This is a genomic window from Phycicoccus sp. CSK15P-2, from assembly GCF_016888005.1.
GTDB lineage: Bacteria > Actinomycetota > Actinomycetes > Actinomycetales > Dermatophilaceae > Phycicoccus.
Window position 1 is genome coordinate 1 of sequence record NZ_JAFDVE010000023.1, and the last position, 13,878, is coordinate 13,878.

The window sequence follows — 13,878 nt, forward strand, 5'->3', positions numbered from 1 at the left end:
CCACCGAAGGTTCCCGCCTGAAGGCCACCGGCAGTAGTCGCCGCGCGCGGTCGGACGGCGGTCGGCATGCGACGCTTCGGCATGCCCATCACGAACCCGTGGCTCTCCGGTCCGGCGCCGACGGCCGTCCTCTCCCGGGACGTCCTCGAGGAGCGGATCCTCAACCTCTTCTCCACGCAGAACACCGCCGTCGTCGCGACGGTCAACACTGACGGGTCACCGACGGCCACGCCCGTGCGCTACTCCAGCCAGGGCTTCGAGGTCTTCTACACGAGCTGGAACGCGTCGGTGAAGTCGCGCAACCTTCGGCGGGATCCTCGGGTGTCGGTCGGGATCGTGGCTCCCCTGGTGGGCCAGGCGAGCAGCCGCGGTGCGCAGCTCTTCGGCACGGCCCGGACGCTGGAGCGGGACGACCCGGAGGCCGATGCGTACTGGGAGGGGGTGCGCTGGCAGGCCGACCATGTGGAGCGGGGCCGGCCCCTGCACGAACCTCCGGATGACCCGCTCACCGTGGTCACGCCCCACCGCATCGTCTACACCGAGCACTGGCTCCGGCGCAGCGGCTTCGCCCCGCGGCAGACCTGGGTCCCGGGGTGAGGGCTCGGTGGAGGGCGTGAGGAGCGGTGTGAAATCCTCCAGCAGCCGGTCAGTCGTCGATGATCACGGCGCTCACCCGGCCGGAGTAGCCGGCAGCGGCCAGCTCCTCGGCGAGGACGGTGCGCAGGGTGACGGCCATGGGGTCCTCGATGGAGCCCTGGCAGTCCAGATAGAGCTCGATGCCGTCGTCCGTGACCTCCGGTTCGCTCACGTAGCTCGGCGAGTCGGCGCCGTCGGCGAATGCCTGCTCCAGCGACTCTTGGGTTGCGTGCTCGACGCCGAAGGAGTCGACTCGCATGAAGCGGCCGGAGGCGCGCTCGAGGCCGGTGAGCACCTGAGGCGTGTCCTCGACGTCCCGCACCACAAACGTCTCGTAGGACCTGTCCACCGACTCCTGATAGGTGAAGACGTCGGGGTCGATCTCCACTCCTCCAGTGTCCTCTGCGCCGACAGTCTCGTTCGCGGTAGACGACGGAGCCGAGGGGTCGCCGGCCGGCGTGAAGGATCCACACGCCGACAACGCCGTCACGGACGAGATGACGACCACGACGGCCGTCAGGACATGGCGGGGTGTCATCGACACTCTCCTGGTGGTGCGGCGGCAGGTGTTTTCAGGGTGCGGCCTCTCGGCGGCATCCGGTGGCGCGGGCAGGTTTCTCGCCCCCCTTCCCACCGTAGGGCCGGGAGCCGGCCGCCGCTGGAGATCGGCAGGACCCGGGCACGGCAGACGGCAGCGTTCGGTCAGGCGGTGCGCCAGCCGTCCGTCCCGTTGACGACCACGAGGTCGGCCACGGCGCGTCCCGGCCGGACGAGGTCGGCGTTGCCCTCGTCGACCGCGCCGATCCACGCGACCGCGGCGTCCTGCTCCTTGCCGGACTCGACGTGCCGGGCGACGAGGCGGTCCATCCGCACGGTCTCCTCGGTCTCCACCCACCACACGGCGTCGAGCCGCGCGCGTGTCTCGTGCCAGCGCGGCTCGTCGAGCAGCAGGTAGTTGCCCTCCGTGACGACGAGCCGCGTCCCGGCGGGGACGACCATCGCCCCGGCGAGCGGCTGCTCGAGCTCGCGCTCGAACCCGGGCGCGTAGACGTCCCGTGCGGTGTCCTCGCGCAGCCGGCCCAGCAGCGCCGCGTAGCCCTCCGCGTCGAAGGTCTCGGGGACGCCCTTGCGGTCGCGCAGCCCGAGCCGGTCGAGTTGTACGTCGGCGAGGTGGTAGCCGTCCATCGGGACGTGCGCGACGAACCCCGGGCCGTACCGCCCGGCGAGCTCGGTGACCAGCGCCTCGGCCAGGGTGGACTTGCCCGCGCCGGGCACGCCGGCGATGCCGAGCAGCGCCCTCCCGTCCGGTGGCACGAGGTCGGCGGCGGCGCTGGCGAGGTCGGCGAGGCTCACAGGGCCACGGTGGCACACCGCCCGGCCGGTCGGCCCGGCGTGCTCCTAGACTCCTCGACGTGACCGCCGCGAGGACGGCCGACCCGGCCGACACCCGATGACCGGCCGCCACGCAGGCCCGGTGGGGCCGCCGGGCGGGCACCACCACGGGCATGCCGCACCGGCCGACCTCCCGGACACACCGACCGCCGTGCGCGTGGTGGTCGTCGCCCTCGTCGCGCTCACCGCCCTCGCCACGGCCGCCGGGATCGTCTGGCTCTGGCCCCGCGGGGACGCCGGCGTCGCCGACCCCTCCGACTTCGTCGTCCCCGGTGCGACGTTCCCGCACGCCGACGTCGTCTCGCTCACCGAGCCGTGCCCCGCCGTCGTGCCGGACTCGACCCTCGACGCCCCGCAGGGCTCGCCCGACTGCGGCCAGCTGACGGCGCGGCTCGACGACGGCGAGACGGTCACGGTGCGGGTCTCCACCGAGATCTCCCGCGCAGGGCTGGAGCCCGGCGACTCCGTCACGCTCCTCAAGCTGCCCGACGAGGCGATCTCCGACCTCGCAGAGCAGGGCGCCCAGCTCGACGGCCTCTACACGTTCCAGGGCATCGACCGGCCGATGCCGCTCGGCGTCCTCGGGGCCGTCTTCGTCGTCCTCGTCCTCGTCGTCGCCCGCTGGCGGGGCCTCGCGGCGCTGCTCAGCCTCGGCGTCGGCGGGCTCGTGCTCCTCGGCTTCGTCGCCCCCGCCCTCCTGCGCGGCGAGCCGCCGGTCGCGGTGGGGCTCGTCGCCTCCAGCGCCACGATGCTCGTGGTCCTCTACCTCACCCACGGCCTGAGCCTGCGGACCTCCACGGCCCTCCTCGGGACGCTCGTCGGGCTCGGGCTCACCGCGGTGGCGGGCGTGTGGGGGTCCGACGCCGCCCGCCTCACCGGGGTCGGTGACGAGGACGGCAGCCTCCTCCAGGGTCTGGCGGGTGGCGTGCGGCTGCACGACCTCGTCGCGTGCGGTGTGCTCATCGCCGCCTTCGGCGTGCTCAACGACGTGACGATCAGCCAGACCTCGGCCGTCTGGGAGCTTCGTGCCGCCGACCCCTTCCGTCCGCGCCGCGCACTGTTCGGCTCGGCGATGCGGATCGGCCGAGACCACCTCGCGTCCACCGTCTACACGATCGTGTTCGCCTACGCCGGCGCCGCGCTGCCGATCCTGCTGCTCGTCTCGCTCTCCGGCCAGGGACCCGGGATGCTGTTCCTCTCCGAGGGCATCACCGCCGAGGTGGTCCGGACGCTGGCCAGCGCCATCGGGCTGGTCCTCGCCATCCCGGCGACCACCGCCGTCGCCGTCCTCGTCGCCCCGCCACCGCAGCCCGTCCCCGAGGGAAGGACCCCATGACCACCACCGCCACGCTCGGCGTCCACTCGGAGGTCGGCCGGCTCCGCAAGGTCCTCGTCTGCCGTCCGGGTCTGGCGCACCGCCGGCTCACGCCGTCCAACTCCGACGAGCTGCTCTTCGACGACGTCATGTGGGTCGGGCAGGCTGAGCGCGACCACGCCGACTTCGTCGCCGAGCTCACCGGCCGCGGCGTCGAGGTCGTCGAGCTGCACGACCTCCTCGCCGAGACCGTCGCCATCCCGGAGGCCCGGGACTGGCTGCTCGACCGCAAGGTCGTCCCCAACACGGTGGGGCTCGGGCTCGTCGACGCCACCCGCGCCTTCCTCGAGTCGCTCGAGCCGGCCCGTCTCGCCGAGTTCCTCGTCGGCGGCCTCGCCATCGCCGACCTCCCGGACGACTACCGCACCCCGTGGACGATGCTCGCCCGCGAGCAGAGCGGCTCGCGCGAGTACCTGCTGCCGCCGCTGCCGAACACGCTGTACACGCGCGACACGACGTGCTGGATCTACGAGGGGCTCACGCTCAACCCGCTGTACTGGCCGGCGCGCGAGCACGAGACGCTCGTCTACAAGGCGATCTACACCTTCCACCCCGCCTACCGGTCCTCGACCATCTGGTGGGGGGACCCGGAGACCGACTGGGGCGAGGCCACCCTCGAGGGCGGCGACGTCATGCCGGTGGGCAACGGCGTCGTGCTCATGGGGATGAGCGAGCGCTCCTCGCGCCAGGGGATCACGCAGGTCGCGGCCTCGCTGTTCGCGCAGGGTGCCGCCGAGAAGGTCGTCGTCGCGGGGATGCCGCAGCTGCGCGCCGCGATGCATCTCGACACCGTCTTCACCTTCGCCGACCGGGACGTCGTGACGCTCTACCCGACGATCATGGACGGCGTGCACACCTTCGTGCTGCATCCGTCGGACGACCCCACCGGTGTCGAGGTCGAGGACGCGGGGGAGGGCCGGTTCACCAAGGTCGTCGGCGACGCGCTCGGGGTGGGTGACCTGCGGGTCATCGAGACGGGCGGGGACGTCTACGCCTCCGAGCGCCAGCAGTGGGACAGCGGCAACAACGCGGTGGCGCTCGAGCCGGGCGTCGTCTTCACCTACGACCGCAACACGACGACGAACGCGCTGCTGCGCCAGGCCGGCATCGAGGTCGTCGAGATCCGCGGGGCGGAGCTCGGCCGCGGGCGCGGCGGCGGGCACTGCATGACCTGCCCGCTCGTCCGCGACCCCGTCGACTACTGAGGTACGGGAGCGCGGCATCGTCCGCTCCGCGTCGGCGGTCAGCCGCCGAGGGCGTCGAGCTCCTCGGCCACCGGGGTGGAGCCGCCGTTGAACTCCAGGACGAGCCCCGCGGTCGCGGGGCGGTCGAGGACGTCGGCGACGACGAGCGCGACGTCCGCTCGCGGGACCGAGCCCCTCTGGGCGCCGGTGCGCGGCGTCTCGATCTGCCCGGTGCCGGGGTCGTCGGTGAGCCGGCTCGGGCGGACGAGGGTCCAGGCGAGCCCGGAGTCGACGAGGTGGGCGTCCGCGGCCGTCTTGGCGTCGGCGTAGGCGAAGAACGTGTCGTCCTCGGGCACCCCGTGGTCGTCACCGGCGCCGAAGTAGGACACCATGACGTACCGCCCGACTCCGGCGGCCAGCGCGGCGTCCATGGAGTGGATGGCGGCATCGCGGTCGACGGCGTAGGTGCGGCTCGGGTTCCCGCCGCCGGCCCCGGCGCTCCACACGACCGCGTCCTGGCCCCCGAGGAGGTCGGCCAGGGCGTGGGTGTCGAGCGACTCGACGTCCGCCACGAGGGGCATGGCCCCGTCCGCCGAGACGTCCGCGGCGTGGTCGGGGTTGCGGATGACGGCGGTCACCTCGTGACCACGCTCGACGAGGACCGGGTGCAGCTGGCGGGCCACCTTGCCGTGGCCTCCGAAGACGAGAACGCGCATGTCCGGGCCAACAGGCGCGCCGGTGATGATGTTCCGCAGCCCGTCAGGCGGTGGAACCGCTCCGCAGGGTGGCGAGGACGTCTGCGGCGTGCTCGTCCGGCGGGAAGACGGGGTAGAACGTGCGCACGACGACGCCGTCCCTCAGCTCACGGCACTCCTTCGGTAGGCGCCGTCAGCGTCGCACAGCCTCGACGGGAGGTCATCTCATCCGGGCGCGGCGGCGCAGCTCGCGGACGACGGCCGCCTGCCGGCGGACGGCCGAGAGGTCGGACGCGGTGAGCTCGCGGGTGTGGGTGCCCCGCAGGGCGTCCTCGGTGCGGGCGAGCTCCGCGATGAGCTCGCGGACCGTCGGTGGGTCTGTCTCCGGGGCCACGGACGTCGTCATGGAGACACCGTGGCGGGCGGCCCTCGGCGCCACCTCGCGGACGGCTGTGGCCCTGCTGTCAGGGTGGCGTCGTTGCGTCGGCGCTGTCAGCGTGGTCGGCCGGGTTCAGCCTCGGCCGGAGGCCGCGCCGAGCAGGTGGTCGCGGGCGCGGGAGAGGTAGCCGGCCAGGTGACGAGCAGCGGCGTCGCGGTCGCCGGCCTCGAGGAGGTCGCAGATCCGGGCGTTGTCCTCGAGGTAGGGGGTGTGGAACGCGCCGGGGTCGCCCATCGAGTGGAAGACGAGGCGCATCTCGGCGAGCAGGAGGTCCATCAGGGCGTCGAGCCGAGGGCTCCGCGCCACGGCGACGACGGCCCGGTGGAAGTGCTGGTTCGCACTGGCGACACCGTCGAGGTCGTCGTTCGCGAGGGCGGCGCGGCCCTCGTCGACGGCGGCGCGCAGTGCGGCGAGGCGGGCATCGGTGAGCCCCGGGCCGTGCTCCAGAGCACCGGGCTCGACGACGATCCGGACGGCGTAGAGGTCCCGGATGTCGTCCGGCCCCGGGGTGGCGACGACGACGCCGCGGTTCGGCTCGCGGACGAGGATTCGCTCGGCCACCAGCTGGCTCAGGGCCTCGCGAAGAGTGTTGCGGGACACCCCGATCGCTGCCGCGAGGCGTTCCTCGGGGAGCCGGGTCCCGGAGCGGAGCCGGCCCTCGACGACCTCCTCGCGGACCTGCCGGGCGGCGCGGTCGGCGGAGGTGCTCATGACGGTCCGGCGCGAGCGGCGCCCGGCGTCCAGCGCCGCGAGGACGTCGTCGAACTCCGCTGTCGGCACGCAGCGAGCGTAGTCCGGACGGAGGAAGGGCGGCGGGTCCACCTATTGCCGGATTGTTCAACAACTGCCATGCTCGCTCGGCATGGCAGACAAGACCACCGCAGGCTCCACGGAGCAGCGCACCGGAAGCAGTGTCAAGGACGCGGTCGGCCGCTCGGCCGTCCTCGGCGCGGTCTTCCTCATGGCCACCAGCGCCATCGGCCCGGGGTTCCTCACCCAGACGGCCACCTTCACCGCCGAGCTCGGGGCCGCGTTCGCGTGCGCCATCCTCATCTCGGTCGTCGTCGACATCGCCGTGCAGATGAACGTCTGGCGGGTCATCGGGGTGTCCGGGCTGCGGGCGCACGAGCTCGGCAACAAGGTGCTCCCCGGGGCGGGCTACGTGCTCGCGGGCCTCGTCGTCCTCGGCGGGTTCATCTTCAACATCGGCAACGTCGCGGGCTCCGGGCTCGGGACGAACGCCCTGCTCGGGCTCGAGCCGCGGGTCGGCGGGGCGATCTCGGCGGCGATCGCCATCGGGATCTTCCTCTCGCACCGGGCCGGCGTGGCCCTCGACCGCGTCGTCGTCGTGCTCGGCGTCCTGATGATCGTCGCCGCGCTCGTCATCGCGTTCACGTCCTCGCCGCCGGTCGGCGAGGCACTGCGCAGCACGGTCGCCCCCGACACGTTCTCGTTCATCGCGACGACGACGATCATCGGCGGCACGGTCGGTGGCTACATCACCTACGCCGGGGCACACCGGCTCGTCGACTCCGGGCGGACGGGGGTCGAGCACGTCCGCGACGTCGCGCGCTCCTCGGTCGTCAGCATCCTCGTCACGGGCGTCATGCGGGTGCTGCTGTTCCTCGCGATCCTCGGGGTGGTGGCCGGTGGCGCCGCGCTCGCCGACGACAACCCGGCGGGCTCGGCGTTCGAGCAGGCCGCGGGTGCGGCCGGGCTGCGCGTCTTCGGCGTCGTCCTCTGGGCCGCGGCCCTCACCTCGGTCATCGGCGCCGCGTACACCTCGGTCTCGTTCCTCACGACCCAGCGCACCGCGCCGCGTACCCGCAACCTGCTGACCGTCGGGTTCATCGCGGTGAGCGCGCTGACCTTCGTCGTCATCGAGAAGGCCCCGGCGCAGCTGCTCGTCTTCGCCGGGACGTTCAACGGGCTCATTCTCCCGATCGGCTTCACGGTGCTGCTCTGGGCGGCCTGGCGGCGGCGCGACCTGCTGCACGGCTACCGCTACCCCGGATGGCTGCTCGGGGTGGGGGTCCTGGCCTGGCTGCTCACGCTGTACCTCGGCTACAACGCGGTCCTCGGGCTGGGGAAGCTGTGAGCGGGCGGCCCGGAGTCGACCTCAACAGCGACGTCGGCGAGTCCTTCGGCCGCTGGCGGCTCGGCGACGACGAGGCCGTCCTCGCCCTCGTGACGAGTGCGAACGTCGCGTGCGGCTTCCACGCCGGCGACCCCACCACCCTGCGCCGTTGCTGCGAGACGGCCGCGGCCCAGGGGGTGGTCGTCGGCGCCCAGGTCGGGTACCGCGACCTCGCGGGGTTCGGGCGGCGGTTCGTCGACTGTGACCCCGGCGAGCTCGCCGACGACGTCACCTACCAGATCGGTGCGCTCGAGGCGATGGCGCGTGTGGCCGGTACGCGGGTCGCGTACGTCAAGCCGCACGGTGCGCTCTACAACACCGCGGTGCACCATGCCGGTCACGCACAGGCCGTCGTCGACGCCGTCCGGGCGTACGATCCGTCCTTGCCCGTGCTCGGGCTGCCGGGCTCGGAGCTGCTGCGCCGCGCCGAGGCCGTGGGGCTGCGGCCGGTGCGGGAGGCCTTCGCCGACCGCGGCTACACCCCCGAGGGCACGCTCGTGCCGCGCACGGAGCCCGGGGCCCTGCTCGACGACGCGCACGAGGTCGCACACCGGGTGCTCGGCCTCGTGACGACCGGTCGGCTCACCGCCGCGGACGGCTCCGAGGTCGCTGTCGACGCCGAGTCGGTGTGCCTCCACGGCGACACCCCCGGCGCGGTCGGGATGGCCGAGGCGGTGCGGTCCGCGCTCGACGAGGCCGGGGTCGACGTCCGGTCCTTCGTGTGAGGCTGGTCCCGTGAAGCTGCTGCCGTACGGCGACCGCGCCGTTCTCGCCGAGCTCGCCGACGGCGAGGAGGCGATGGCGCTCGAGGCCGCACTGCGGGGAGCCGCGTCGTCGGCCGTCGGGGCGCTCGTGCCGGCCGCCCGGACGGTGCTCGTCGTCGCGGCCGACGGTGTGCCGCTGCGTGAGGTGCGCGAGCTGCTGGCGGCCGTCCGTCCGGTGCCCCTCGACCCGGCCGACGACGCGGACGAGGTCGTCGAGGTCCCGGTCGTCTACGACGGCGAGGACCTGGAGGACGTCGCGCGGCTGACCGGTCTCGGGCGGGGCGGGGTCGTCGAAGCGCACACCGGCCAGACCTGGCGGGTCGCGTTCGGCGGCTTCGCCCCCGGCTTCGGGTACCTCGTCGGCGAGGACGACCGGCTGCACGTGGCGCGCCGCGAGGAGTCACGCACCCGGGTGCCCGCCGGGGCCGTCGGCCTCGCGGGGGAGTACGCAGGTGTCTACCCGCGGGAGTCGCCGGGCGGATGGCAGCTCATCGGGCACACGGACGCCGTGCTGTGGGACCTCGACCGCGACCCGCCCGCGCTGCTGCGGCCGGGAGTACGGGTGCGGTTCGTCGAGGCCGGCGGATGAGTGCCACGCTGACGGTGCGTGGCACCGGGCCGCTCGCGCTCGTGGAGGACCTCGGGCGGCCGGGGCTCGCGGGCGTCGGGGTCGGTCGCTCGGGTGCCGCCGACCGGGGCGCGCTGCGGCAGGCGAACCGGGTGCTCGGCAACGACGAGGGGGCGGCGGCGGTGGAGGTGACCGCAGGCGGCCTGGACGTCGAGGTCGGGGGCGAGGGGGTCACGCTGTGTGTCACCGGCGCGGTCTGCGAGGTGACCGTCGACGGACGGGCGGTGGGGTCGCACGGCGTGGTCCGGGTGCCGGCCGGGTCGCGCGTGCGGCTCACTGCCCCGCGTGACGGGCTGCGGTGCTACCTCGGGGTACGCGGCGGTCTCGACGTCCCGGCGGTTCTGGGGTCGCGCAGCCACGACGTCCTCGCCCACCTCGGGCCGTCACCGCTCGCGGAGGGCACCGTGCTGAGGGTCGGCAGCGCGGAGCGTCCGATGCCCGGCATCGACCATGTCCCCTGGCCACGTTCCGGGGCGGATGTCGTCCTGCGTGCCGTCCGCGGTCCGCGCGACGGATGGGTGCGCGACGCCGACGTCCTGACCACCGCCACCTGGACCGCGACGGACCGCAGCAACCGGGTGGGGATGCGGCTTGCCGGCGCCGCGTTCGAGCAGGCGCGGGACGAGCAGCTGCCGAGCGAGGGGGTGTGGCGCGGTGCGGTGCAGGTGCCGCCGAGCGGCGAGCCCGTCCTCTTCCTCGCCGACCACCCGGTGACGGGCGGCTACCCGGTCGTCGCGGTCGTGCTCGACGAGGACGTCGACCGCGCCGCCCAGGTGCGTCCGGGGGAGTCGGTGTCGTTCCGATGGGTGGAGGCGCCATGAGTCCCGTCGAGCCACAGCCGCTCCCGACCGACCCGGCCGCCCTCTCGCCGGCCGAGGCGCGGGCGCTGTTCCGCGGCGGCCTCGCCATGCCGACCGCCGGATGGTGCGCCGGGTGGACCCAGGCCAACCTGCTGGCCGTGCCGCGCGACATCGCCTTCGACGTTCTCCTCTTCGCACAGCGCAACCCGAAACCGTGCCCGGTGCTCGACGTGCTCGAGCCCGGCGTGGTCTCGGGGCCGCTGCTCGACGGAGACGTCCGCACCGACCTGCCCGCCTACCGGGTGTACGTCGACGGCGAGCTCGTCGAGGAGACGCCGGACGTCACCGGCTGGTGGCGGGAGGACCTCGTCGCGTTCCTCGTCGGGTGCTCGTTCACCTTCGAGGCCGCGCTGATCGACGGTGGGGTGCCGGTGCGGCACGTCGAGCAGGGCCGGAACGTGCCGATGTACGTGACGTCGCGGCGGTGCCGGTCGGCCGGGTCGATGGGTGGGCCGCTCGTCGTGTCGATGCGGCCGGTGCCCGCCGGTCAGGTGGCGGACGCCGTCCGCATCACCTCGCGCTACCCGGCTGTTCACGGTGCGCCGGTGCACGTCGGTGACCCGGGTGTGCTCGGCATCCGCGACCTCGCGCAGCCGGACTTCGGCGAGGCCGTCGAGCTGCACGACGGGGACGTCCCGGTCTTCTGGGGGTGCGGGGTGACGCCGCAGGCGGCCGTGATGGAGTCGCGTCCGCCGCTGGCCATCGCGCACGCGCCCGGGCACATGCTCGTCACGGACGTCCGCGACGCCGACTACGTCGTCCCCTGACCACATCCGACGGACGGTGTCGGTGGCTCACCGGCTAGGGCGAGATGACGAGCTCCGCTCCGGCCGCGAGGGCGACCTCCGGTCCGAACAGCCGTGCCGGGGTGAAGGTGCCGGGGCGCCCGTCGCCGTCGGCCAGCCGACGGGCCACCTCGGCGGCCGCGGCGGCCGTGAACTCCATGCCGTCGCCGGTGCGCAGCCATCCCTCGCGCACCCGGCCGGACGGCCACTCCACCCGGGCGTGGCCCCAGGATGACGGGCGGGGGCGCTCCCGGGCGGTGGTGATCCGGCTCCGGGCCAGCCGGCGGGTGGTGAAGGCCGCCAGGCCCGGTAGGCGTAGCACGCTACCGAGCGTCGGGACCGCTGCTCGCAGCACCGAGCTCGCCGGCACGAGTGCCGAGGCGCCGACCACCGATGCGGCACCGCTGGCCTGCCAGGCGGCGAACAGCTCGCCACTGCCCAGGGCGGCGGTGGTTACCACGTCGCCATCGGGTGTGGTCAGCCGCTGGGCGGCGCGGCCCGACCGGGTGCGGACCATCCGGCCCTCGCGCACCTCGCGTCCACCGTCGATCATTCCCTGCACGACCGACGCGGCCAGGGCCTCACCGACGACGCCCGATGGGGTGGCGACCGACGCCACGGCGTCGACCCGGACCTGTGCGGGTGCCTCCTCGCCCGCCAGGAGCTCGAGCAGGACGCTCTCGGTCGCAAGGACACCGAAGCCGGCCCCGCAGACGAGTGTGCGTCGGGACGTCCTCGCCTCCTCGTCCATCTCGTGCAAGGACTCGAACGCGCTGATCTCGTTGCCGATGTCGACGTAGCCCGTGCCCGGGGGGCAGGCCCGCGCGACCTGCGGCCCCGAGTCCGCGAAGGGGCCCACGGTGTTCACCACGACCGCGGGGGTCTCGGTGGACAGGTGGGTGCAGACCTCATCGAGAGAGCCCGTCACCGCGCGCAGGTCGCGGTGCAGGCCGCTCAGCCGTGCTCGGTCACGGCCGGCCACGACCACGTTGGCACCGGCCCCGCGCAGGAGGCGCACCACCTCACGGCCGACCCGCCCGGTCGCGCCGAGCACCCAGATCTCACCCGGCATCACCGGCTCCCTTCACGACACGTCATGTCATCACTATGTCACGCGACGACATGTCATGTCATCACTAGGATGTGACACATGGGTCGATGGCAGCCGGGTTCGACGGAGCGGCTGGAGCACGCTGCCCTCGACCTCTTCGCCGAGCAGGGCTTCGCCGACACGACCGTTCCCCAGATCACGGCCCGGGCCGGGCTCACGACGCGGACGTTCTTCCGCCACTTCGCCGACAAGCGCGAGGTGCTCTTCTCCGGTGACGACCTCCTGCCCGAGCGGGTGGCCGCCCTCCTGGCGGATGTCCCACCGACGGTCGGCCCGATGGAGCTCGTCGCCGACCGCCTGGCCCCGGCGGTGAGCGGGGTGTTCGAGGGTCGCAGCCTGGGCTATCTGCTCCGTCGCCGGGCCGTGGTCGCCGCCGAGCCCGCTCTGCAGGAGCGCGAGCTGCGTAAGTTCTCGGCGATGGTGGACGCCCTCGAGCAGGGGTTCGTGGACCGGGGAGTGGACCGGTGGACCGCCCAGCTGGTCGCCGAGCTCGCCGTAGCGGCGTTCCGGGTCGCCGCCGGCCGCTGGCTCGACCAGCGTGGCACGCCGGACCTGGCAACCGTCATGGACGAGACGCTGGCGGCGATGCGGCACGTCGTGTCGACGCCGTCGATGTGACGGCGCTCGTCACGGACGCTCGCGACGCCGACTACGTCGTCCCGTGACGCCCCGTGTCGGGGTCGGGGAAGCGCAGGAGCGCGGCGAGGGCGCCGGCGGCGGCGACGACCCCGAAGGCCACGGTCAGCCCTCCGTGACCGCTCAGCGTGCCCACGAGCGGTGCGCCGAGCGCCTGGCCGGCGGCGATGGCGAGGAACCCGGCCCAGACGCCGGCGGCGATGTGGTCCGGCCAGACGCGGGTCGCTCCGACGAGCACGAGCCCGGTCAGTCCGATGTAGGACGCACCGAAGACGCCCGCCGTCAGCAGCGCAGCGGCCCCGGCCGGCCACAGCGCCAGCGCCCCGGTGCTGCCGGCGAGGCACAGCATGAGCAGCCTCCAGGACCGGGCGGCGCCGAGCCGGTGGCTCACGTCCCCGCCCGCGGCCGCGAGGATGCCGGCGGCGCCGAGCACCACCCACAGCAGTGCCGAGGCTCGCGGGCTCGCGCCGCCGACGCTCTCGGCGAGATCCCGGCCGTACGTCCAGGTGGCGACGCTGACCAGGCCCATCGCCGCGGAGACCACGACCAGGCGGGCGCCGCCGGGCGCCCGCGGCGGCAGCAGCCGCACGGCCCGGGCGTCGGGGCCGACGTGGGTGGCGGAGCGGGGTACGACCACGACGACCCAGGCCGTCACGACGGCGGCGACCACGGCGAAGCAGAGCCAGGCCGCACGCCACCGGTCGGCCAGCAGTGCCGCTACCGGCCCGGAGGCCAGCACGCCGAGCCCCGTCCCGGCGTTGACGACGGTCTGCGACCTGTCGCGTCGTTCCACTGCCACCCAGCGCGCCACCGCCTGGGCCAGCGGCGGGGACGCGACACCCGTGCTCGACCCGGCGACCAGGACGCCGACGGCCAGCATCGTCGGGCCGGTCGAGGCGGCGACAGTGAGCATGCCGAGCATGGCCGTCGCCCCGGCCGCGGAGGCGACGAGGCGAGGGCCCCAGCGGGCCGTGGCGACGGTGCTCACGAGGATCGCGACGCAGTACCCGACGTACGCCCCCGACCCGACCCATCCGCTCATCGCCCGGGACACGCCCAGCTCCGTCCCCATCGCCGGCGCCAGGAGCCCGTAGGCGAACCGGGCCAGGCCGTAGCAGGTGGCGACGAGCGCCGTCCCCGCGGCGACGAGTGGCCATCTGCCGGTGGTGGGTGGGCTCGTCCTCGCCCGAGTCGTCATCCAGTCATGATAGAACGATCGTTCTATCAGCGCTATCC

General features: G+C 73.9%; 16 protein-coding genes. 9 read left to right on the top strand and 7 right to left on the bottom strand.

Annotation, left to right across the window (positions count from 1 at the left end; genetic code table 11):
* Positions 1-81 precede the first annotated feature (81 nt).
* Positions 82-597, top strand: coding sequence for a pyridoxamine 5'-phosphate oxidase family protein (locus tag JQN72_RS13535; RefSeq protein WP_204135655.1), 516 nt, complete (start codon positions 82-84; stop codon positions 595-597).
* A gap of 49 nt (positions 598-646) precedes the next feature.
* On the opposite strand, the gene JQN72_RS13540 is transcribed toward JQN72_RS13535, so the two are convergent.
* Entirely contained in the window at positions 647-1,024 is a 378-nt protein-coding gene (locus JQN72_RS13540; protein WP_204135656.1) for a hypothetical protein, read from the bottom strand.
* A 314-nt stretch (positions 1,025-1,338) separates the two neighbouring features.
* The gene (locus JQN72_RS13545) at positions 1,339-1,989 is read right to left on the bottom strand and encodes a nucleoside/nucleotide kinase family protein (protein ID WP_204135657.1); all 651 of its coding nucleotides are present in this window, start codon (positions 1,987-1,989) and stop codon (positions 1,339-1,341) included.
* A 190-nt stretch (positions 1,990-2,179) separates the two neighbouring features.
* Between JQN72_RS13545 and JQN72_RS13550 the strand changes: the two genes are divergently transcribed.
* Together JQN72_RS13550 and JQN72_RS13555 are read left to right on the top strand one after the other, a co-directional pair.
* The gene (locus JQN72_RS13550) at positions 2,180-3,364 is read left to right on the top strand and encodes a YibE/F family protein (protein ID WP_204135658.1); all 1,185 of its coding nucleotides are present in this window, start codon (positions 2,180-2,182) and stop codon (positions 3,362-3,364) included.
* Complete coding sequence (locus JQN72_RS13555; RefSeq protein ID WP_204135659.1) at positions 3,361-4,608, top strand: arginine deiminase; 1,248 nt, start codon at positions 3,361-3,363, stop codon at positions 4,606-4,608. Before JQN72_RS13550 ends, JQN72_RS13555 begins: the two co-directional genes overlap by 4 nt.
* Before the next feature lie 38 nt (positions 4,609-4,646).
* On the opposite strand, the gene JQN72_RS13560 is transcribed toward JQN72_RS13555, so the two are convergent.
* From JQN72_RS13560 to JQN72_RS13570, 3 genes are all read right to left on the bottom strand, one after another.
* On the bottom strand, positions 4,647-5,303 hold the full coding sequence (locus JQN72_RS13560; RefSeq protein ID WP_204135660.1) for an SDR family oxidoreductase: 657 nt from the start codon (positions 5,301-5,303) through the stop codon (positions 4,647-4,649).
* Between the two features lie 199 nt (positions 5,304-5,502).
* Positions 5,503-5,688: a hypothetical protein gene (locus JQN72_RS13565; protein ID WP_204135661.1), complete on the bottom strand. Its 186-nt coding sequence runs from the start codon at positions 5,686-5,688 to the stop codon at positions 5,503-5,505.
* A gap of 105 nt (positions 5,689-5,793) precedes the next feature.
* Positions 5,794-6,501, bottom strand: coding sequence for a GntR family transcriptional regulator (locus tag JQN72_RS13570; protein WP_307812678.1), 708 nt, complete (start codon positions 6,499-6,501; stop codon positions 5,794-5,796).
* A gap of 82 nt (positions 6,502-6,583) precedes the next feature.
* Between JQN72_RS13570 and JQN72_RS13575 the strand changes: the two genes are divergently transcribed.
* Genes JQN72_RS13575 through JQN72_RS13595 form a run of 5 tightly spaced genes read left to right on the top strand, consistent with a single transcriptional unit; the run spans position 6,584 to position 10,877 of the window.
* Positions 6,584-7,819 (top strand): NRAMP family divalent metal transporter, encoded by a 1,236-nt coding sequence (locus tag JQN72_RS13575; protein ID WP_204135662.1) that lies wholly within the window; start codon positions 6,584-6,586, stop codon positions 7,817-7,819.
* On the top strand, positions 7,816-8,583 hold the full coding sequence (locus tag JQN72_RS13580; RefSeq protein ID WP_307812679.1) for a 5-oxoprolinase subunit PxpA: 768 nt from the start codon (positions 7,816-7,818) through the stop codon (positions 8,581-8,583). Before JQN72_RS13575 ends, JQN72_RS13580 begins: the two co-directional genes overlap by 4 nt.
* 10 nt (positions 8,584-8,593) lie before the next feature.
* A complete protein-coding gene (locus JQN72_RS13585) occupies positions 8,594-9,211 on the top strand; it encodes an allophanate hydrolase subunit 1 (protein ID WP_307812681.1) in 618 nt (205 codons plus the stop codon).
* Positions 9,208-10,071, top strand: coding sequence for a biotin-dependent carboxyltransferase family protein (locus JQN72_RS13590; protein WP_204135664.1), 864 nt, complete (start codon positions 9,208-9,210; stop codon positions 10,069-10,071). The genes JQN72_RS13585 and JQN72_RS13590 overlap by 4 nt, the downstream gene beginning before the upstream one ends.
* Complete coding sequence (locus JQN72_RS13595; RefSeq protein WP_204135665.1) at positions 10,068-10,877, top strand: putative hydro-lyase; 810 nt, start codon at positions 10,068-10,070, stop codon at positions 10,875-10,877. Before JQN72_RS13590 ends, JQN72_RS13595 begins: the two co-directional genes overlap by 4 nt.
* A 34-nt stretch (positions 10,878-10,911) precedes the next feature.
* Here JQN72_RS13595 and JQN72_RS13600 read toward each other — a convergent pair whose 3' ends face one another.
* Complete coding sequence (locus tag JQN72_RS13600; protein ID WP_204135666.1) at positions 10,912-11,967, bottom strand: hypothetical protein; 1,056 nt, start codon at positions 11,965-11,967, stop codon at positions 10,912-10,914.
* A 78-nt stretch (positions 11,968-12,045) separates the two neighbouring features.
* Here JQN72_RS13600 and JQN72_RS13605 point away from each other — a divergent pair, with 78 nt between their 5' ends.
* Positions 12,046-12,624 (top strand): TetR/AcrR family transcriptional regulator, encoded by a 579-nt coding sequence (locus JQN72_RS13605; RefSeq protein ID WP_204135667.1) that lies wholly within the window; start codon positions 12,046-12,048, stop codon positions 12,622-12,624.
* A gap of 31 nt (positions 12,625-12,655) precedes the next feature.
* On the opposite strand, the gene JQN72_RS13610 is transcribed toward JQN72_RS13605, so the two are convergent.
* On the bottom strand, positions 12,656-13,840 hold the full coding sequence (locus JQN72_RS13610; protein WP_204135668.1) for an MFS transporter: 1,185 nt from the start codon (positions 13,838-13,840) through the stop codon (positions 12,656-12,658).
* Between the last annotated feature and the right edge of the window lie 38 nt (positions 13,841-13,878).